Here is an 18757-nt window from a genome sequence, read left to right as displayed (position 1 = left end):
GGCGATCCGTGCAGCTGCCGAGCTCTCTGCCAAGTACATCAATGATCGTCATTTACCCGACAAGGCGATCGACGTGATCGACGAAGCGGGTGCCGGTCAGCGGTTGCTGCCGGCGAGCAAGCGCAAGAAAGTGATCAATGTGCAAGAAATTGAGTCCATCGTAGCCAAGATCGCCCGCATTCCTGAGAAATCAGTTTCTTCCTCGGATAAAGAGGTGCTAAAGAACCTGGAGCGCAATCTCAAGATGGTGGTTTTTGGTCAGGATAAAGCCATCGAGGTGCTGACCGATGCGATTCGCCTCTCTCGTTCAGGTTTGGGTAACGAGCGTCGCCCGGTTGGTTGCTTCCTGTTTGCCGGTCCTACCGGTGTTGGTAAAACAGAGGTGACCCAGCAGTTGGGCAAGGCATTGGGTGTCGAGATGCTGCGCTTTGATATGTCCGAGTACATGGAACGCCATACCGTATCTCGCCTGATTGGCGCGCCTCCCGGCTATGTCGGTTTTGAGCAGGGGGGGCTGCTGACTGATGCGGTGATCAAGCATCCTCATTCCGTTGTGTTGCTTGACGAAATTGAGAAAGCTCACCCGGACGTATTCAATCTGCTGTTGCAGGTGATGGACAACGGCACCTTGACCGATAACAACGGGCGTAAGGCGGATTTCCGTAACGTGATTTTGGTCATGACTACCAACGCCGGAGTGCAGGAGACCCAGCGCAAATCGATTGGCTTCCAGCAACAGGATTTGAGCCACGATGCCATGGCGGTGATCAACAAGACCTTCAGTCCGGAGTTTCGTAACCGGCTTGATCACACCATCTGGTTCAACCATCTGGATATGACGGTGATCCATCAGGTAGTCGACAAGTTCATTGTCGAATTGCAGGTTCAACTGGATGCGAAGGGAGTTTCTCTCGAGGTGTCCGAGCGTGCCCGCCACTGGTTGGCGGAGAAGGGGTATGACAGAGCCATGGGCGCCAGACCGATGGGTCGGGTAATCCAGGAGCACCTCAAGAAACCCCTGGCCAACGAGATCCTGTTCGGTTCACTGGTTGACGGGGGAATTGTGAAGGTTGAGTTGGTAAATGACAGCCTCAGCTTTGATTTTCAGGTCAATGTTGAAGCTGTTTCCCACTAAGCGTCAGTGATCAGAAAACGACAAAAAACCCCAACCGAAAGGTTGGGGTTTTTTGCTGAATTCCTGGCTTAGCGAGAGCGGAAAACAATACGTCCCTTGGAGAGATCGTAGGGAGTCAGTGCTACCGTTACTTTGTCTCCAGTCAGGATACGAATGTAGTTTTTGCGCATCTTGCCTGAAATATGAGCGATAACCACGTGACCATTCTCCAGTTCCACACGGAACATGGTATTGGGCAGGGTTTCGAGAATAGTGCCCTGCATCTCAATACTGTCTTCTTTAGCCATTGAATCCTCTTGATAAGCCACAACAAAAAACCGCTGGATCATGCCGGATTTAAGGCTATGTGTAAAGTTTACTCGGGCTTGGTGTCGATATTTTTCCATTCCCCCTGAATTAACAGCTCGTGAGGAAGATAATTGCGTTTGTAATTCATCTTGCGACACGCCTCTACCAGATAGCCAAGGTAGAGCCAGCTTCGCCCGGTTCGCCTAGCCAGATCGAGCTGGCAGAGGATGGCAAAGGTGCCCAGGGAGCGATCGGCATAATCCGGATCGAAGAAGGTGTACATGGCACTCAAGGAGTGGGGCAGCAGGTCTGTGGTGGCGACACCGATCAGGCGGCCCTCTTTGCGCATCTCCAGGTAGAGTGGCGGCATCCAGTCACAATGGAGAAACCCGCGATACTGGCTACGGTTGGGGGGATACATGCTGCCATCGTGGTGGCGTTCGCGGATATAACGTTCGTAGAGCAGGTAATACTCGGGCTTGTCGTCGTAGCTCAGGACGATCTCGATATCCCTGTTGAGCTGGCGGATCCGTTTCTGGCCGCGGCTGGGGCGAAAGCGCTCGCTGTGAATACGAAGGGACTGGCAGGCATGGCACGCCGGGCAGTGGGGGCGATAGATGTCGTTGCCACTGCGGCGAAAACCGGCAGTCAACAATCGCTCGTAACCGTTGGCGTTGAGCAGATTGTGATCCATCAGTACCAGCAATTGCTCCTGCTCATGGTCTAGATAACTGCAGGGATGCTTGGGTGTCAGCCCTACTTTAAGGATCACTTCTTCGGTCATAGGCTGATCTCCCCCTCTTGCCAGCAGGAAGCCAACAGTGGTTGATGGCCAAGGCGCGCCAGCTCAGCCAAAAAACGGGCCCGTGGCCACTCCTCGATACCCAGGGTCGCCAGAAACGGGTTCTGCATCTGGCAATCGATGAGAGCGCCGCGATGGCGGGCGAAGTGGCGACAGAGTGCCACCATGGCAAGTTTGGCGCCGTTATCAATCCGGCTGAACATGGATTCACCGCAAAACAGTCGGCCAATAGAGAGGCCATACAGTCCCGCTTGCAGCTCTCCCTCCTGCCAGATCTCGATAGAGTGGGCATGACCCAGTTGGTGCAACTGCTGATAGGCCTCGATCATGGGTTGGCTGATCCAGGTGCCATCGGCAGTGCGACGAGGGGCGGCGCAGGCGGTAATGACTTCACTAAAGGCGCGATTGACGGAAATATCGAATGGGGTACGGCGGATAATCTTCTGCAGTGTCCGTCCCACATGGAGTTGGTCTGGGCGGATCACTCCGCGGGGATGCGGTGACCACCACAGGGTCGGTTGGTGGGGTTCATTCCACGGAAAGATCCCCTTGTGGTAAGCTGCCAGCAATCTGGCAGGGGAGAGATCCCCGCCGATCGCCAGCAAGCCGTTGGGTTCTTCCAGCGCATGGCTGGGGTCGGGAAACCAGCAAAGCTCATCATCCAGTTGGGTAAGATAGCGAGACATAAGGCAACGAGGTTCATAGATGAAGGCCATTATCCTGATAGTATCCAGCTTGCTCTGCTTTGTCACGGCGCCCGCCGGGGCGGAGGTCTACCAGCGCAATACCGCGCGGCCGGTCAATCAGGTGGTGTTTGGTCAGGTCGAAACGGTGCGCAATATTACCCAGCGCCAGATCCTGGAGTCAGAGCACTCTGGCTGGAAGACGCTGGGGGGGGCTGTGTTGGGCGGCCTGCTGGGGAACCAGTTTGGTGGCGGTCATGGCCGTGAAATCGCCACCGCCGTCGGCGCGCTCGCAGGTGCTGCGGCTGCGCAGCAATACCAGTCCGGGGGAACCGTGGTGGAAAACAAGTTGGTGGAGCTGCTGATCCGCAACGAGCAAAATGCCCTTATCAACGTGATCCAGGATTATGATCCCGCTATGGTCTTTGCCAATGGGGACAAGGTGCGCATTCTCTACTTCGATGATGGGGTGCGGGTCGACAAGACTTACTGACTTTCGATAGTCATTGTGATGGGGAGACTGTGGCAGGAAAGGAACCCGCAGACTCTCCTGCCGGAAAGTCTGTCGGGCGGTAATACACGGGACTGATGCCCTGAGGATTCAGATAGCTGTCTCTTGAGAGACTATCTTGTCGCGACCGGTGTTCTTTGCCTGATAGAGCAGCCGATCCGCTACGCTCAGCGCCTCGTCCATGGATATCCGCCCGACGCTGATCACGCCGTAACTGGCGCGAACAAAGAGCGGGGTTTCCGGTGACAAGGGTTGCTGGCGCAGCTGCTGACGCAGCCCCTCAAGACGCTTGATCAACACGGGGACGGTACAGTGAGGCACCATCATGGCAAACTCCTCTCCACCAAACCGGGCGATCATGGCATCGGGGAAGAACTGGGTCAGTAGCCGGGTCAGATGGCAGAGCAGTTGATCGCCGATGGCATGGCCCCAGTGATCGTTGACCTGCTTGAAGTGATCCACATCGAGCACACAGAGTGCAAGAGGCGTCTGTTGGTGCTGATGCTCTTCAAACCATTTTTGCCCTTCGTTGAACCAGTAGCGCCGGTTGTAGATACCGGTCAGGTAGTCGCGATTGGCTGACTCCTGAATGCTGTTGAACTGCTCGAGCGCCTCCAGATTGTGGCTGACCCGGCACTGCAGCTCTTCCGGCTCGAACGGCTGGTTGAGAAAGTCGTTGGCGCCTTGCTTGAGGTAGCGAGCAGAGAGACCGCGCTTGTCCGAGACCGAGATCCCGATAATCGCGAGCTGCTGCTTGCTGTATCGCTCTCTCAGCATCCGCACCAGACTGATGCCATCGATATCCGGCATATAGTAGTCGACCAGTGCCAGCCGGATGTCCGGGTGTTGCTCCAGCATCGCCATCGCTTCACGGGCATGACTGGCCTCATGCACCTGCAACAACTGCTTGCGCAACTGGGCCATGGTGCGGTGACGGGAGGTGCGTGAGTCGTCGACTACCAGCACTTCGATGGACTGGTTGAGATAGAGGCGGTGCACCAGACTGACGGCATATTGCAGCGAGTGGCGCGAATCCTTCATCACATAGTCCAGCACGCCGGTTTCCAGCCAGGCGGCACGTTTATCCTCGCTGATGTCGGCAGTGAGGATCACCACCGGCAAACCTCGAGCCAGCAGCTCGTTGACCGCTTCGCCACGGGGCGCATCCGGCAAGGTCAGGTCCACCAGCGCGACCACATACTCCTCGCCCCGGCAGTGACGGGCGCCTTCGAGGGTATCGAAGGCGTCAATCTCGAGGCCAGTTTGCTGGGCAATGGCCTGAGTCAGCATACGGCGGATGGTCAGGCTATCTTCGACAATCAATATCTTCTGTTTCATTAGACTCCTTTAAATAAAAAAGGCATACCGACTGGTATGCCTTATATCACATCTGCGCTTGTTTATTGCGCGTCGAGGTAGCGTTCGGCATCGAGGGCTGCCATGCAGCCTGTACCGGCAGAAGTGATCGCCTGACGGTAATTGTGGTCGGCCACATCGCCGGCAGCGAAGACACCTTCAATGCTGGTTTGGGTGGCAAAACCGTCGAGACCGCCACGTACCTTCAGGTAGCCGTTTTGCATCTCCAGCTGGCCATCGAAGATCTGGGTATTGGGCTGGTGACCGATGGCGATGAAGACGCCCATCAGCGGCAGTTCGCTGGTGCTGTCGTCTTGGGTGTTGCGCAGGCGCACACCGGTGACCCCCATCTGATCCCCCAGCACTTCGTCCAGGGTCTGGTGGGTGTGCAGCACGATGTTGCCGCTCGCAACCTTGTCGTGCAGACGCTTGATCAGGATCTTCTCGGCACGGAACTCGTCGCGGCGGTGAATGAGATGCACCTTCTTGGCGATGTTGGCCAGATACAAAGCCTCTTCAACAGCGGTGTTGCCGCCGCCGATCACTGCTACTTCCTGATTGCGGTAGAAGAAACCGTCACAGGTGGCACAGGCGGAGACGCCGCGCCCCTTGAAGGCCTCTTCGGAGGGCAGACCCAGATACTTGGCGGAGGCGCCGGTCGCGATGATCAGGGCATCGCAGGTGTATTCGCCGTTGTCTCCTTTGAGGCGGAACGGGCGCTGAGTCAGTTCGACACTGTTGATGTGATCAAACAGGATGCGGGTATCGAACTTCTCTGCATGCTCTTTCATGCGCTCCATCAGGGCCGGGCCGGTCAGGCCTTCCGGATCACCTGGCCAGTTTTCCACTTCGGTGGTGGTGGTCAGCTGACCCCCTTGCTGCATGCCGGTGATGAGCAGGGGATTGAGGTTGGCGCGGGCGGCGTAGACGGCCGCGGTGTAACCGGCCGGGCCTGACCCTAAGATCAGCAATTTGCTGTGAGTGACTTGGCTCATGATGTCATTTCCGGGATGTGATGAGTTTGCGCGATTGTAGGTAATTCGTGATCCGGGGTCAAAGGCTGGTGAGTCGATTGCACTAATCGTGTTCACAAGGGGTGACATGCAAAATAAAGGAATAAAAAAACCGCCCATCGCGGGCGGATTTTCACTCATCTCCAACTGGCGCAGGCCAGCGCAGATCAGTTCAGCAGGGTCAGGGGATCCGTGTAGGCAAGGCCATGTGCCACGGCCACTTCCTTGCAGGTGAGTTTGCCCTCCATCACGTTGAGCCCGTGCAACAGGTTGGGATCGCTCAGCAGTGCCTGACGATACCCTTGCTGGGCCAGCTTGATGATAAAGGGGAGGGTGGCATTGTTGAGCGCCACGGTCGAGGTGCGGGCCACTGCCCCCGGCATGTTGGCGACACAGTAGTGCACCACCTCATCGACAATATAGGTCGGATCCTGGTGGGTGGTGGCGTGGGAGGTTTCCACACAGCCGCCCTGATCGATGGCCACATCGACGATGGCAGAACCCGGCTTCATGCGCGCAATATGGTCACGGCGGACAAGTTTTGGCGCAGTGGCGCCCGGTACCAGCACGCCGCCGATGACCAGATCGGCCGCCAGCAGATGGCGCTCCAGCGTTTCGCTGTTGGAGTAGACCACCTTGGCTGCGCCCTGAAACTCGTTATCAAGACGGCGCAGGGTATCGACGTTGTTGTCGAGGATGGTCACATCTGCGCGCAGGCCAATGGCCATGCGAGCCGCATTGGAGCCGACCACGCCGCCACCGATGATCACCACCTTGGCCGGTTCGACACCGGGTACGCCGCCGAGCAGCACACCGCTACCACCGCGCGATTTTTCCAGCGCCTGGGCACCCGCCTGAATAGACATGCGTCCGGCCACTTCCGACATGGGGGCCAGCAGGGGCAGGCCGCCACGGCCGTCGGTGACGGTTTCATAGGCGATGCAGATGGCGCCGCTTTTCAGCAGGGCTTCGGTCTGGGGCAAGTCTGGCGCCAGATGCAGATAGGTGAACAGGGTTTGACCCGGACGTAGCATGGCACATTCGACAGGCTGAGGTTCCTTGACCTTGACGATCATCTCGGCTTTGGCGAAAACCTCTGCTGCAGAGGCCAAAATTTCGGCTCCAACAGCGATATAATCTGCATCGCTGAAGCCAATGCCGTTTCCGGCACCGCTTTGGACGAAAACAGTATGGTTTCGTGCTGTCAGTTCACGTACACTGGCCGGAACCATGCCTACGCGGTATTCATGGTTTTTTATCTCTTTAGGTACACCGATAATCATGCTATCCCTCGTCTATAGATTGGTGTTTCATGTTGCCAAAATGTTAACCAACATTTGCGCCTAGTATATTCAGGTATTGACAGGATTTGTGACCATAATTATAAAATGACTGGTGATTCTTACCAAAAAATAGCCAAAGGATGGAATAAAATGATGGAAGCTAAGAGTCGGCTAAAGGATTTGGACAGGATTGACCGCAACATTCTTAATGAACTGCAAAAGGATGGCAGGATTTCGAATGTTGAGTTGTCCAAGCGAGTTGGCCTGAGTCCTACACCGTGTCTGGAACGGGTTCGTCGCCTCGAGCGACAAGGTTATATCGAAGGATATGCCGCTATTCTGAACCCTCATTATCTGGACGCATCTCTGCTGGTGTTTGTAGAGATAACTCTCAATCGCGGGGCGCCTGATGTGTTTGAACAGTTCAACAAGGCTGTTCAGGTGCTCGAAGAGATCCAGGAGTGTCATCTGGTTTCCGGTGACTTCGACTATCTGCTCAAGACCCGAGTCAGCGACATGTCGGCTTACCGCCGTCTGTTGGGGGAAACCCTGCTGCGTCTGCCCGGTGTCAATGACACCCGCACCTACGTGGTGATGGAAGAGGTCAAGCAGAGCAGTCGTCTGGTGATCAGCACCCGATAAAGCAGGTTATGCCGTGGTATCTTTTCCATATGAGACACCATGACAGTCAGAAACGAGCGGCCGGTCCGCTCGTTTCTTCTTGTAAAGATAATTGCAAATATGGCCCCGTCCCATCAGGCTCTGGCTGACAATCGATGGGCTTTTCGGGGATACTAGGCCCCCTTATTTCCTGCATTACATGTTTTCAGAAAGGAGCCGGAGTTTGGCCGATAAAAAGCTGTTTACTCCTTTATCAGGTACACAACGGATCTTCGAAGCCGTCTTGATCGCCATCACCCTGATGGCTGCTTATCTTCTGCTTGCCCTGTTGTCCTATCATCCCGCTGATCCCGGCTGGTCCCAGACCTCCTGGCAAGGGGAGGTGAAGAACCTCGCCGGTAGTGCCGGTGCCTGGCTCGCCGATATCACCATGTTTACCTTTGGTGCCTTCTCCTATTTGGTGCCGCCGCTGGTGGTGCTACTGGGCTGGAGTCTGTTCTGGCGCCCGAGCCGTCTGCTCGATGTGGATTACCTCACCCTGGGGGTGCGGATCATCGGCTTTATCCTGACCGTGCTCGGCATGTCGGCCATTGCCAGCATGAACTTCAACGATATGCAGAACTTCTCCGCCGGTGGTCTGGTGGGGGACGTGATCGCTTCTGCGGTGGTGCCGCTGTTTGGCGGCGTCGGGGCCAACCTGATGCTGCTCTGCTTCGTGGCAACCGGCATCACCCTGTTTACCGGCTGGTCCTGGCTCACCATTGTCGAGCAGATCGGTGCGGCCTGTACCGGTTCGGTCAGCGCCGTTTACCACTTCCCGACCACCCTCGGCCGCTGGCTGACCGGTGGCTGGCGTCAACCCCGCAACGAGGGGCCGGATCCCTTGCTGGAAGGCGGGGTAGGGGCCATCGCGTTTGATGACGAGGAAGATGAGCCGCACACCAGCTGGATGCGCAAGCCTAAGGCCAAGAACCAGAAGGCTGCCTCCGAAGAGTGGCTGCCGGAACTCGACGACGATACCTTCGAGTTCGATCCCCAGTTTGATGATGAAGATGATGAGCCGGCTCCGGCTGCCAAGCCCAAACGTGCGGTGGCGGCCGCCAATGGGCGCCGTCAGCCGGTGCTGGCTGTGGCCGATGACGATGATGAGGACGATCTGGATCTGCCGTGGGCCGAAGGGGACGACGAGATCGCCGCGCCAGTAGCCGTCGCACCGACCAAGCCCAAGCGTCGTCCGCAGTCAACAATGCCGCCGTTACCGAGTATCGAGCTGCTCGACCGTCCACCCGCCAAGACCCAAATGATGAGCAAGGATGAGCTGGATCGCATGGGCCGTCTGGTGGAGGCCAAGCTTGCCGACTACAACGTGCAGGCCAAGGTGGTGGGTGTCTATCCGGGTCCGGTCATTACCCGTTTTGAACTTGATCTGGCGCCGGGTATGAAGGCGAGCAAGATCACCAACCTCTCGCGCGATCTGGCCCGCTCTCTGTCGGCCAGCAGCGTGCGGGTGGTGGAAGTGATCCCGGGTAAAACCTATGTCGGTATCGAGCTGCCCAACCGGGTGCGCCAGACAGTTTACCTGCGCGAAACCCTCGACTGCGATGCTTTCCGCGATAGCCGCAACCCGCTCACCATGGGCCTGGGTCAGGACATCGCAGGGGAGCCGGTGGTGGTGAACCTGGCCAAGATGCCGCACCTGCTGGTGGCCGGTACCACAGGTTCCGGTAAGTCGGTGGGGGTCAACACCATGATCATCTCGATGCTCTACAAGTCATCCCCCGATGACCTGCGCTTCATCATGATCGATCCCAAGATGCTGGAGCTCTCCGTCTACGAAGGGATCCCGCATCTGCTGACCGAGGTGGTGACCGACATGAAGGATGCCGCCAACGCCCTGCGCTGGTGTGTGGGCGAGATGGAGCGCCGTTACAAGCTGATGTCGGCGGTCGGGGTGCGTAACCTCAAGGGCTACAACGACAAGGTGCTGGCCGCCATCGAGGAGGGGGAACCCCTGCTGGATCCGTTGTGGCGTCCGGGTGACTCCATGGATCAGATGCCGCCGGAGCTGGAGAAGCTGCCCCACATCGTGGTGGTGGTGGACGAATTTGCCGACATGATGATGATCGTCGGCAAGAAGGTGGAAGAGCTGATCGCCCGTATCGCCCAGAAGGCGCGGGCCGCCGGTATTCACCTCATTCTGGCGACCCAGCGTCCGTCGGTGGATGTCATTACCGGTCTTATCAAGGCCAACATCCCGACCCGGATTTCGTTCCAGGTGTCGAGCAAGATCGACTCGCGCACCATCATCGATCAGGGCGGCGCCGAATCTCTGCTCGGTATGGGCGACATGCTCTACATGCCAGCCGGTACCTCCAACCCGACCCGGGTACACGGTGCCTTTGTCGATGACCACGAAGTGCACAAGGTGGTGGCGGACTGGAAACTGCGCGGCGAGCCGAACTACATCGAGGAGATCCTCTCCGGTGAGTCGGGTGGCGAAGGTGGCAGCGGCGAATATGGCGGTGGTGGCGATGAAGAGCTCGACCCCTTGTTCGACGAAGCGGTCGCTTTTGTGGTGGAGTCCCGCCGTGGCTCGACCTCCAGCGTCCAGCGCAAGTTCAAGATTGGTTACAACCGGGCAGCCCGTCTCATCGAGCAGATGGAGAATCAGGGCATCGTCAGCTCACCGGGTGGCAATGGTCAGCGCGACGTGCTGGCACCGCCGCCGGTGCGGGACTAAGCCTCACCGTTTCATACTATCCCTGGCCATGCCCTCCGCGGGCGTGGCCTTTTATCGAGAGCGTCTTTATGAAAAGCGTGATGAAAAAACAACTGTTGATGGGTACCGTGCTGCTGATGGCCAGCAGCCAGGTGTGGGCCGATGCGGCCAGCGATCTCAAACAGAAGCTGGCGGGGGTGAGCCTCTTCTCCGCCAAATTTGCCCAGACCGTCTATGACAGCAAGGGCAAGGAGCTGCAAAAGGCCAGCGGCGATCTGCTGGTGCAGCGGCCAAACCGTTTCAACTGGCACACCACCTCGCCGGACGAGAGTCTGATCGTGGCCGATGGTCAGGATGTCTGGGTCTATGATCCCTTCGTCGAGCAGGTGACCGCCCTCAAGCTGAAAGATGCGGTGCTCAACACCCCCTTTATTCTGATCGCTGGCAATGACGACAAGTTCTGGAAGAACTATGACGTGACCCAAGAGGGCGATGTCTATACCGTCACCAGCCGTAATAAGGATGAGCTGATTGCCTCCTTCCGTGTCACCTTCGACAGACAAGACAACATCAGTCGTTTCGATGTGAAAGAGGCGCAAGGGCAGTGGAGTGAATTCACCCTGAGCAACTTCAACCGCAAGCCGGTGCTCAAGGGCAACGAATTTGTTTTCAAGATCCCGAAGGGGGTCGAGCTGGACGACCAGCGCTAATGAGCAAGCGGTCGTTGGATTGCTCGCCACTGCGCCAGTCAAAGGCGAGTGGCGTGACGCTGGGTGGTCAATACAGATGAGTAACTTGTCGCTGGATTTTTCATCGGACTTTCGTCCGCTGGCGGCCCGGATGCGGCCGCAAAACCTCGACCAGTATATCGGTCAGCAACATATCCTGGGGGCTGACAAGCCCCTGCGCAAAGCCATTCTGGCGGGCCACTGTCACTCGATGATCCTGTGGGGGCCGCCCGGTACCGGCAAGACCACGCTGGCGGAGTTGATGGCTCACTACTGCCAGGCGGAAGTGGAGCGACTCTCTGCGGTCACCTCCGGTATCAAGGAGATCCGCGCCGCCATCGACAAGGCGAAGGAGAACAGCTGGCGCGGGGTGCGCACCATCCTGTTCGTGGATGAAGTACATCGCTTCAACAAGAGCCAGCAGGATGTGTTCCTGCCTCACATCGAAGATGGCACCATCACCTTTATTGGTGCCACTACCGAAAACCCCTCGTTCGAACTCAACAACGCACTGCTCTCCCGGGCCCGGGTTTATCTGCTCAAGCGGCTGGAGGAGAGCGATATCCTCGCCATGATCGAGCAGGCGATGACCGATCCCCGTGGTCTCAATGATCCGGCACTCACCTTCGCCCCCGGCGTCAAAGAGGCGCTGGCCAAGGCGGTGGATGGGGACGGGCGCAAATCCCTCAACTATCTGGAGCTGTTGGCCGACATGACCGAAACCGACAGCTCTGGGGCGCGGGTGATCGACAGTGCCCTGCTCGCTGCCGTGGTGGGGGAACATGTGGCCCGTTTCGACAAGGGGGGCGATCACTTCTACGACCTCATCTCCGCGGTGCACAAATCCATTCGCGGCTCGGCGCCGGATGCGGCGCTCTATTGGTACGCCCGTATGGTGAGCGCCGGTTGCGATCCCCTCTATATTGCCCGCCGCTTGCTGGCGATTGCCTCGGAAGATGTGGGCAATGCCGATCCCCGTGCCATGCAGGTTGCCCTGTCGGCCTGGGATTGTTTCCATCGGATCGGGCCGGCGGAAGGGGAGCGGGCCATCGCCCAGGCGATCGTCTATCTCGCCTGCGCTCCGAAAAGCAATGCGGTCTATACCGCCTGGAAGGCGGCGCTTCATGATGCCAAAAACCTCCCTGACTTCGAGGTGCCGGTACACCTGCGCAATGCGCCGACCAAGCTGATGAGCGATCTGGGCTATGGCGCCGAGTATCGCTATGCCCATGACGAGCCGGGCGCCTATGCCGCTGGCGAGCAGTATTTTCCGCCCGAGCTGGCGGGCAAGCAGTACTACCAGCCCACCGATCGCGGCCTTGAAAAGCAGATTGGCCAGAAGCTCGATTACCTCCATGAACTGGACAGGCAAAGTCCGCAGCAACGGGGCAAATAGCCCCTTTGTTACCCCGCATGGCTGAAAATTGGTCAGACGTTTGAATATGCAGGACGGTTTGCGTGCCAAAGTCGGTAAAAACGACACAAATAGTCCCTGTTCGGGCAGGGGGGCGGTCTGCTACACTGCCCGTCTGACCCCGCTTGTCTTGGCCTTGCGCCATCTTCTTGATCTCGAAGGCCTGATAGTTAAGGCCCGATTCTGAAGACGATTGGGGTGCGCCAACCGATGTTAACTTCCGGATCTGTTTCCCAGCCCGTCATGACGACTCAGGCCCAGATCCCATTTTAAAAAAGTAGGTAAACCATGCTGGATCCCAAATATCTGCGCAGCGATATCGAAGAGGCTGCCGCTCGTCTGGCGACACGTGGCTACGTTCTGGACGTAGCGGCTGTCAACGCTCTGGAAGAGAAACGCAAGGATCTGCAGTCCCGTACCCAGGAGCTGCAGGCCGAGCGCAACGCCCGCTCCAAATCCATCGGTGAAGCTGCCCGTCGTGGTGAAGATGTTGCCCCGCTCAAGGCCGAAGTGACCAAGATCAACGACGAGCTGGAAACCAGCAAGGTCGAGCTGGATGCCCTGCTGGCCCAGCTGAAAGCCATTGCCGACGCCATCCCCAACCTGCCGAGCGAGACCACGCCGGTGGGTCGTGACGAGAACGACAACGTAGAAGTGCGCCGTTGGGGGACCCCGCGCGAGTTCAGCTTCCCGGTACGCGATCACATCGATCTGGGCGAAGCGGCCAAGGGCGTTGACTTCAAGAATGGCGTCAAACTCTCCGGTACCCGTTTCGTGGTGATGAAGGGTCAGATTGCCCGTCTGCACCGTGCCCTGGCTCAGTTCATGCTGGATCTGCACACCCAGCAGCACGGTTACACCGAGTGCTACGTGCCCTATCTGGTGAACCCGGACAGCCTCTATGGCACCGGTCAGTTGCCGAAATTTGCCCAGGACCTGTTCAATACCGGTATCGAAGGTGAAGGGGAAGAAGAAGGCAAGGTGCGCAAGTTCTCCCTGATCCCGACCTCCGAAGTGCCGCTCACCAACATGGCCCGTGACGAGATCTTTGACGCGCAAGAGCTGCCAATCAAGATGACCGCTCACAGCCCCTGCTTCCGCTCTGAAGCCGGTTCCTACGGTCGTGATACCCGTGGCCTCATCCGTATGCACCAGTTCGACAAGGTTGAAATGGTTCAGCTGGTTCACCCGGAGAAATCCTGGGATGCGCTGGAGGAGATGGTGGGTCACGCCGAGAAGGTGCTGCAACTGCTGGAGCTGCCGTATCGCGTGATGGCGCTCTCTACCGGTGACATGGGCTTCTGCGCCTCCAAGACCTACGATCTGGAAGTGTGGCTGCCGGCCCAGAACACTTACCGCGAGATCTCCTCTGTCTCCAACTGCACCGACTTCCAGGCGCGCCGTATGCAGGCTCGCGTGCGCATCGACGGCAAGCCGCAGCTGCTGCACACCCTGAACGGTTCCGGTCTGGCGGTGGGTCGTACCCTGGTTGCCGTGATGGAGAACTACCAGCAGGAAGATGGCCGCATCGCCATCCCGGCTGCGCTGCAATCCTACATGGGTGGCCTGACCCACATCGGGTAAGCTCACACCGCAGACCACAACGCCATGGCATTGCCATGGCGTTGTGCATTCTGGCGCCGATCAACCGTTTTAGTGCTGAAAAAATGCGGCTTTTCGGCGTCGCTTTGAACAGTTAACACATTTTTATCAAGCAATGCGCAATCGTTTTTGTTAGACTGCGCCGCAATTTCGCAGGACATCTTTTTCTATGGTCTGGATTGATTACGCCATCATCGGCATCGTCGGTTTCTCTGCTCTCATCAGCCTGGTGCGCGGCTTCGTCAAGGAGGCCATGTCTCTTGTCACCTGGTTCGTCGCCTTCTTTATTGCCAGCCATTTCTATCCCGATCTCGCCGTCTATTTCACCTCCTTCTCCGACGCGCTGGTTCGCAACGGTCTGGCCATCGCGGCGCTGTTTGTGGCGACTTTGATCCTCGGCAGCGTGGTCAACTATGTGGTGGGCCTGTTGGTGGACAAGACGGGTCTCTCCGGTACCGATCGGGTGCTGGGGGTCTGCTTCGGTGCAATTCGCGGGGTGCTGATCGTCAGTGCCCTGCTTTTTTTCATGGATACCTTCACCAGCCTCTCCCAGAGCGACTGGTGGGTGGCGTCCAAGCTGGTGCCGGAGTTCAAGCCGGTGATCCAGTGGTTTTTCGGGTTCATGTTGAACTCATCCAGTTTTCTTAAACAGGTATAGTGACTTCGAGGTAGCAAAGACATGTGTGGTATTGTCGGTATAGTTGGCACCACCCCCGTCAATCAGGCCCTCTACGACGCCTTGACGGTGTTGCAGCACAGGGGACAGGATGCCGCCGGGATTGTGACCATTGATAGTGGAAACTTCCGGCAACGCAAGGCCAATGGCCTGGTGAAGGATGTGTTTGAAGTGCGCCACATGCAGCGTCTGCAAGGGAACATCGGCATAGGTCATGTCAGATACCCCACCGCAGGCAGCTCAAGTGCCGCTGAAGCCCAACCTTTTTATGTGAACTCGCCCTACGGCATGGTGCTGGCCCATAACGGCAACCTCACCAACGCCAAGGAGCTCAAGGAGCAGCAGTTCAAGGTCGCCCGCCGTCACATCAACACCACCTCCGACTCGGAAGTGCTGCTGAACGTGCTGGCCCACGAGCTGGATCGCTGTGACAAGATGGCCCTGCGCCCCGAAGATATCTTCGCCGCGGTGCGCAGAACCCATCAGCAGATCCGCGGCGCTTATGCGGTGGTCTCGCTGGTGATTGGCCATGGTCTCATCGGTTTTCGCGATCCCAACGGCATTCGCCCGCTGATCCTCGGTCGTCGTCAGGACGAGCTTGGCCAGGTGGAGTACATGCTCGCCTCCGAGAGCGTGGCACTCGACGCCATCGGTTTCGAGACGGTGCGGGATATTGCGCCGGGTGAAGCCATCTACATCACCGAGCAGGGCCAGCTCTTCTCCGAGCAGTGTGCGGAGAACCCGCAGATGAGCTCCTGCATTTTTGAATATGTCTATTTCGCCCGTCCCGATTCGTGCATCGACAAGGTCTCGGTCTACGCCGCCCGCCTCAACATGGGTCGCAAGCTGGGTCAGAAGATTGCCCGTGAGTGGGAAGATCTCGACGTCGATGTGGTTATCCCCATCCCCGAGACCTCCTGTGACGTGGCGCTGGAGATCGCCCATACCCTGGATCTGCCATACCGTCAGGGCTTCGTGAAGAACCGCTACATCGGTCGTACCTTCATCATGCCGGGCCAGACCCAGCGCAAGAAGTCGGTGCGTCGCAAACTCAACGCCATCAGCTCCGAATTCAAGGGCAAGAAGGTGTTGCTGGTGGATGATTCCATCGTGCGTGGTACCACGTCCGAGCAGATCATCCAGATGGCCCGTGAAGCGGGGGCTGCCAAGGTCTACTTCGCCTCGGCGGCGCCGGAAATTCGCTTCCCCAACGTCTATGGCATCGATATGCCCACCGCCAACGAGCTGATCGCCCACGGCCGTGAAGTAGAAGAGGTGTGCAAGCTGATTGGTGCTGACGGTCTGATTTTCCAGGATTTGGAAGATCTGGAAGCCGCCGTGCGGGAGATCAACCCGGATCTGCGCCACTTCGAGACCTCGGTCTTCAATGGCCACTACGTCACCTCCGACGTGGACCAGTCCTATCTGGATCACCTCAATGCCCTGCGCAACGATGACACCAAAGCGGTGCGTGAATGGCAGGAAGGCACCAGCAATCTGGAAATTTTTAACGAAGGCAGTTAAACGTTTGCGGTTTTGCCGGATGGGATAGCGAGATGGGGGCCTGTGGCCCCCATTGTCGTTTCTACCTCGCACCGGCAGAAGGGGAGGGAATATCTGTTTGAAAAACATCCGTTTATCTTGCCGGATATGGGCATGGTCAGCGTGATCCGCTAGCATAGGCGGCAACATATATGACCGATACGCTTTTAACCGGCGTGTTTAACAAACGAGAGATTAGATGGATGATCTGCTAGCCCCAGTGCGCCATTTTTTGCAGTGCGAGACCCCGGATGAGTGGGTAGAGATGGCGCGGGATCCGGCCCGTTTACCGACCCTGCTTATCGATCACGCCAACTGCGAGACCAAGGCCGCACTCACCGCCCACAGTCTGGTGCGCCGCTACTGCCTGCCCAAGGGCAAGCGCCATCTGCTGCCCAAGCTGGAGTTTTATCGCGAGCTGGATGCCATCCCGGAGAAGGCCGAGATCCTGGGCAAACGCAGCATGGGGGAGTCTGATCGCACCGTCTTTGCCGAGCTGGAACGTAATCCACTGCTGTTTCCCATGGTGCGGCTCATTCAGGAGGAGTTGCATCACTTCGAGCAGGTGCTGGAGATCATGCAGGCCCGCGGCATCGAATACGGGCCGGTGACGGCCTCCCGCTATGCCCGTCAGTTGATGCAGCATGTGCGCACCCATGAACCGGCCACCATAGTCGATAAGATGATCATCGGCGCCTATATCGAGGCCCGCTCGTGCGAGCGCTTTGCCAAGCTGGCGCCCCATCTGGACGAAGAGCTGAGCCGCTTCTACGTCTCTTTGCTGCGCTCCGAGGCGCGCCACTATCAGGATTACCTGAGCCTGGCCGAACAGTACGCAGGGGAGGATATCAGCGAGCGGGTGGCCTTCTTTGGCAAGCTGGAAGCCGAGCTAATCTGCTCGCCGGATCCGCAGTTCCGGTTTCATAGCGGCCTGCCTGTCACATCTGACAGTTGTTGACGCATAGGGGGCAAACTACTATTGCCCTGTTCCTACTACGAGCGACAAGTAGTTACTTTTGAGCGCAATTCCCGGCCCTGAGCCGGGATCTTTTTTTCTGTCGTACGTCCTTCCTGCTTTCGGCGCTCTATGCTGAATCCCTGGCTATTTTTGCGTCTTCCCCTTGCGATGAAATCCTGTTCGATCAGCCGGTTATTGTGGTGATAAAGTGCTCATTCAAGTGGCTCACCCTTGTAGAAACGGGCGAAACCGTGTACTTTTTTGCCTTCGCAAGATTTGAATAACCAATCAATAGGAGCGTGTATGCGCATTGTTCTGTTGGGGGCTCCGGGCGCCGGCAAAGGTACCCAGGCTCAGTTCATCATGGAAAAACACGGTATTCCCCAGATCTCCACCGGCGACATGCTGCGTGCGGCGATCAAGGCGGGCACCGAGCTCGGTCTGAAAGCCAAAGCTGTGATGGACGCAGGTCAGCTGGTCTCTGACGACATCATTATCGGTCTGGTCAAAGAGCGCATCGCTCAGCCGGACTGCGCCAAAGGCTTCCTGTTGGACGGTTTCCCGCGCACCATTCCCCAGGCGCAAGCCATGAAGGACGCCGGTGTCGTGGTTGATTTCGTGCTGGAGTTCGATGTGCCGGACGAAGAGATCGTCAAGCGCATGAGCGGCCGTCGCGTTCACTCCGGCTCCGGCCGTACCTACCACGTGGTGTTCAACCCGCCGAAAGTGGAAGGCAAGGATGACGTGACCGGTGAAGATCTGGTAATCCGCGCCGACGACGAAGAGACCACAGTACGCAAGCGTCTGGATGTATATCATCAGCAGACCGCGCCGCTGATCGGTTTCTACGGCAAAGAGGCGGAAGCGGGCCACACCCGTTACGTCAAGATCGACGGCACCCAGCCGGTTGATCTGGTCAGCAAGCAGCTTGCCACCATTCTGGGCTGATCTTTGCTGCCGGCACAGTTTCCCGTGCCATCAGATATATAAAGAGAAGGGCCCTGTCGGGCCCTTTTTGCATAATGACAGATAGACAGGAAGCCAACGTGACCACGAAAACCGGAATATTGCTGGTCAATCTGGGTACCCCAGCCGCACCGACCACCGCTGCCGTCAAAGCGTTCCTCAGCCAGTTTCTGCACGATCCCCGTGTGGTGGACCTGCCCCGTTACCTCTGGTGCCCGCTGCTCCACTTCATCATCTTGCCGACGCGCTCGCCCAAAGTGGCCAAGCTCTATCAGCAGGTGTGGACCGAGCAGGGCTCGCCGCTGATGGTGATAAGCAAGCAGCAGCGCGCCGCACTGGAGCAGGAGCTCAAGCGGGAGGGGGTCGAAGTGCCGGTGGAGCTGGCGATGACCTATGGTTCCCCGTCAGTGAATGATGGCTGGCAGGCGCTCAAGGCCAAAGGGGTCAACCGGGTGATCCT

At 57.8% G+C, this 18757-nt stretch carries 19 protein-coding genes; 12 read left to right on the top strand and 7 right to left on the bottom strand.

Annotation, left to right across the window (positions count from 1 at the left end):
* Positions 1 to 1135, top strand: a 1135-nt coding sequence (locus tag AACS18_RS21065) for an AAA family ATPase (RefSeq protein ID WP_146184810.1), incomplete at its 5' end; no start/stop codon positions are given.
* A 68-nt stretch (positions 1136 to 1203) separates the two neighbouring features.
* On the opposite strand, the gene infA is transcribed toward AACS18_RS21065, so the two are convergent.
* From infA to aat, 3 genes are all read right to left on the bottom strand, one after another.
* Positions 1204 to 1422 (bottom strand): translation initiation factor IF-1, encoded by a 219-nt coding sequence (gene infA / locus AACS18_RS21060; RefSeq protein WP_005300033.1) that lies wholly within the window; start codon positions 1420 to 1422, stop codon positions 1204 to 1206.
* A 68-nt stretch (positions 1423 to 1490) separates the two neighbouring features.
* Entirely contained in the window at positions 1491 to 2207 is a 717-nt protein-coding gene (locus AACS18_RS21055; RefSeq protein ID WP_019445526.1) for an arginyltransferase, read from the bottom strand.
* Positions 2204 to 2911, bottom strand: a complete 708-nt coding sequence (aat, locus tag AACS18_RS21050) for a leucyl/phenylalanyl-tRNA--protein transferase (protein ID WP_108613220.1) — start codon at positions 2909 to 2911, stop codon at positions 2204 to 2206. Before aat ends, AACS18_RS21055 begins: the two co-directional genes overlap by 4 nt.
* A gap of 19 nt (positions 2912 to 2930) precedes the next feature.
* Here aat and AACS18_RS21045 point away from each other — a divergent pair, with 19 nt between their 5' ends.
* Positions 2931 to 3401, top strand: a complete 471-nt coding sequence (locus tag AACS18_RS21045) for an outer membrane lipoprotein (RefSeq protein ID WP_005337104.1) — start codon at positions 2931 to 2933, stop codon at positions 3399 to 3401.
* A 108-nt stretch (positions 3402 to 3509) separates the two neighbouring features.
* On the opposite strand, the gene AACS18_RS21040 is transcribed toward AACS18_RS21045, so the two are convergent.
* From AACS18_RS21040 to ald, 3 genes are all read right to left on the bottom strand, one after another.
* Complete coding sequence (locus tag AACS18_RS21040; RefSeq protein WP_108613219.1) at positions 3510 to 4757, bottom strand: diguanylate cyclase; 1248 nt, start codon at positions 4755 to 4757, stop codon at positions 3510 to 3512.
* A gap of 62 nt (positions 4758 to 4819) precedes the next feature.
* The gene (gene trxB / locus AACS18_RS21035) at positions 4820 to 5770 is read right to left on the bottom strand and encodes a thioredoxin-disulfide reductase (protein ID WP_108613218.1); all 951 of its coding nucleotides are present in this window, start codon (positions 5768 to 5770) and stop codon (positions 4820 to 4822) included.
* A gap of 185 nt (positions 5771 to 5955) precedes the next feature.
* A complete protein-coding gene (ald, locus tag AACS18_RS21030) occupies positions 5956 to 7071 on the bottom strand; it encodes an alanine dehydrogenase (protein WP_005337098.1) in 1116 nt (371 codons plus the stop codon).
* Positions 7072 to 7221: 150 nt separating this feature from the next.
* Here ald and lrp point away from each other — a divergent pair, with 150 nt between their 5' ends.
* The 5 genes from lrp to serS all read left to right on the top strand — a co-directional run bounded on the left by lrp (position 7222) and on the right by serS (position 14137).
* Entirely contained in the window at positions 7222 to 7713 is a 492-nt protein-coding gene (lrp, locus tag AACS18_RS21025; protein ID WP_005300047.1) for a leucine-responsive transcriptional regulator Lrp, read from the top strand.
* Between the two features lie 202 nt (positions 7714 to 7915).
* Positions 7916 to 10432, top strand: a complete 2517-nt coding sequence (locus AACS18_RS21020) for a DNA translocase FtsK (RefSeq protein WP_108613217.1) — start codon at positions 7916 to 7918, stop codon at positions 10430 to 10432.
* An 80-nt stretch (positions 10433 to 10512) separates the two neighbouring features.
* On the top strand, positions 10513 to 11121 hold the full coding sequence (gene lolA, locus AACS18_RS21015; RefSeq protein WP_108613221.1) for an outer membrane lipoprotein chaperone LolA: 609 nt from the start codon (positions 10513 to 10515) through the stop codon (positions 11119 to 11121).
* Positions 11122 to 11197: 76 nt separating this feature from the next.
* The gene (locus tag AACS18_RS21010; protein WP_108613216.1) at positions 11198 to 12535 is read left to right on the top strand and encodes a replication-associated recombination protein A; all 1338 of its coding nucleotides are present in this window, start codon (positions 11198 to 11200) and stop codon (positions 12533 to 12535) included.
* A gap of 306 nt (positions 12536 to 12841) precedes the next feature.
* Positions 12842 to 14137, top strand: a complete 1296-nt coding sequence (serS, locus tag AACS18_RS21005) for a serine--tRNA ligase (RefSeq protein ID WP_005337087.1) — start codon at positions 12842 to 12844, stop codon at positions 14135 to 14137.
* A gap of 2 nt (positions 14138 to 14139) precedes the next feature.
* Here serS and AACS18_RS21000 read toward each other — a convergent pair whose 3' ends face one another.
* Positions 14140 to 14316, bottom strand: a complete 177-nt coding sequence (locus AACS18_RS21000; RefSeq protein WP_155396129.1) for a hypothetical protein — start codon at positions 14314 to 14316, stop codon at positions 14140 to 14142.
* An 8-nt stretch (positions 14317 to 14324) separates the two neighbouring features.
* Between AACS18_RS21000 and AACS18_RS20995 the strand changes: the two genes are divergently transcribed.
* The 5 genes from AACS18_RS20995 to AACS18_RS23705 form a co-directional block, all read left to right on the top strand.
* Positions 14325 to 14813, top strand: a complete 489-nt coding sequence (locus AACS18_RS20995) for a CvpA family protein (RefSeq protein WP_005337086.1) — start codon at positions 14325 to 14327, stop codon at positions 14811 to 14813.
* Between the two features lie 21 nt (positions 14814 to 14834).
* Entirely contained in the window at positions 14835 to 16355 is a 1521-nt protein-coding gene (purF, locus tag AACS18_RS20990) for an amidophosphoribosyltransferase (RefSeq protein ID WP_042063846.1), read from the top strand.
* A 217-nt stretch (positions 16356 to 16572) separates the two neighbouring features.
* The gene (gene miaE / locus AACS18_RS20985) at positions 16573 to 17331 is read left to right on the top strand and encodes a tRNA isopentenyl-2-thiomethyl-A-37 hydroxylase MiaE (RefSeq protein WP_108613215.1); all 759 of its coding nucleotides are present in this window, start codon (positions 16573 to 16575) and stop codon (positions 17329 to 17331) included.
* A 303-nt stretch (positions 17332 to 17634) separates the two neighbouring features.
* The gene (gene adk, locus AACS18_RS20980) at positions 17635 to 18279 is read left to right on the top strand and encodes an adenylate kinase (RefSeq protein WP_005337083.1); all 645 of its coding nucleotides are present in this window, start codon (positions 17635 to 17637) and stop codon (positions 18277 to 18279) included.
* A gap of 98 nt (positions 18280 to 18377) precedes the next feature.
* Positions 18378 to 18757: ferrochelatase (locus AACS18_RS23705; protein ID WP_258228785.1), on the top strand; the 380-nt coding region annotated here is incomplete at its 3' end.

This window comes from Aeromonas sp. HMWF015, from assembly GCF_963878965.1.
GTDB classification, from domain to species: Bacteria; Pseudomonadota; Gammaproteobacteria; order Enterobacterales; family Aeromonadaceae; genus Aeromonas; species Aeromonas veronii.
The sequence above is the reverse complement of the archived record's forward strand: the minus strand, read 5'-3'. Positions and strand labels throughout refer to the sequence as shown.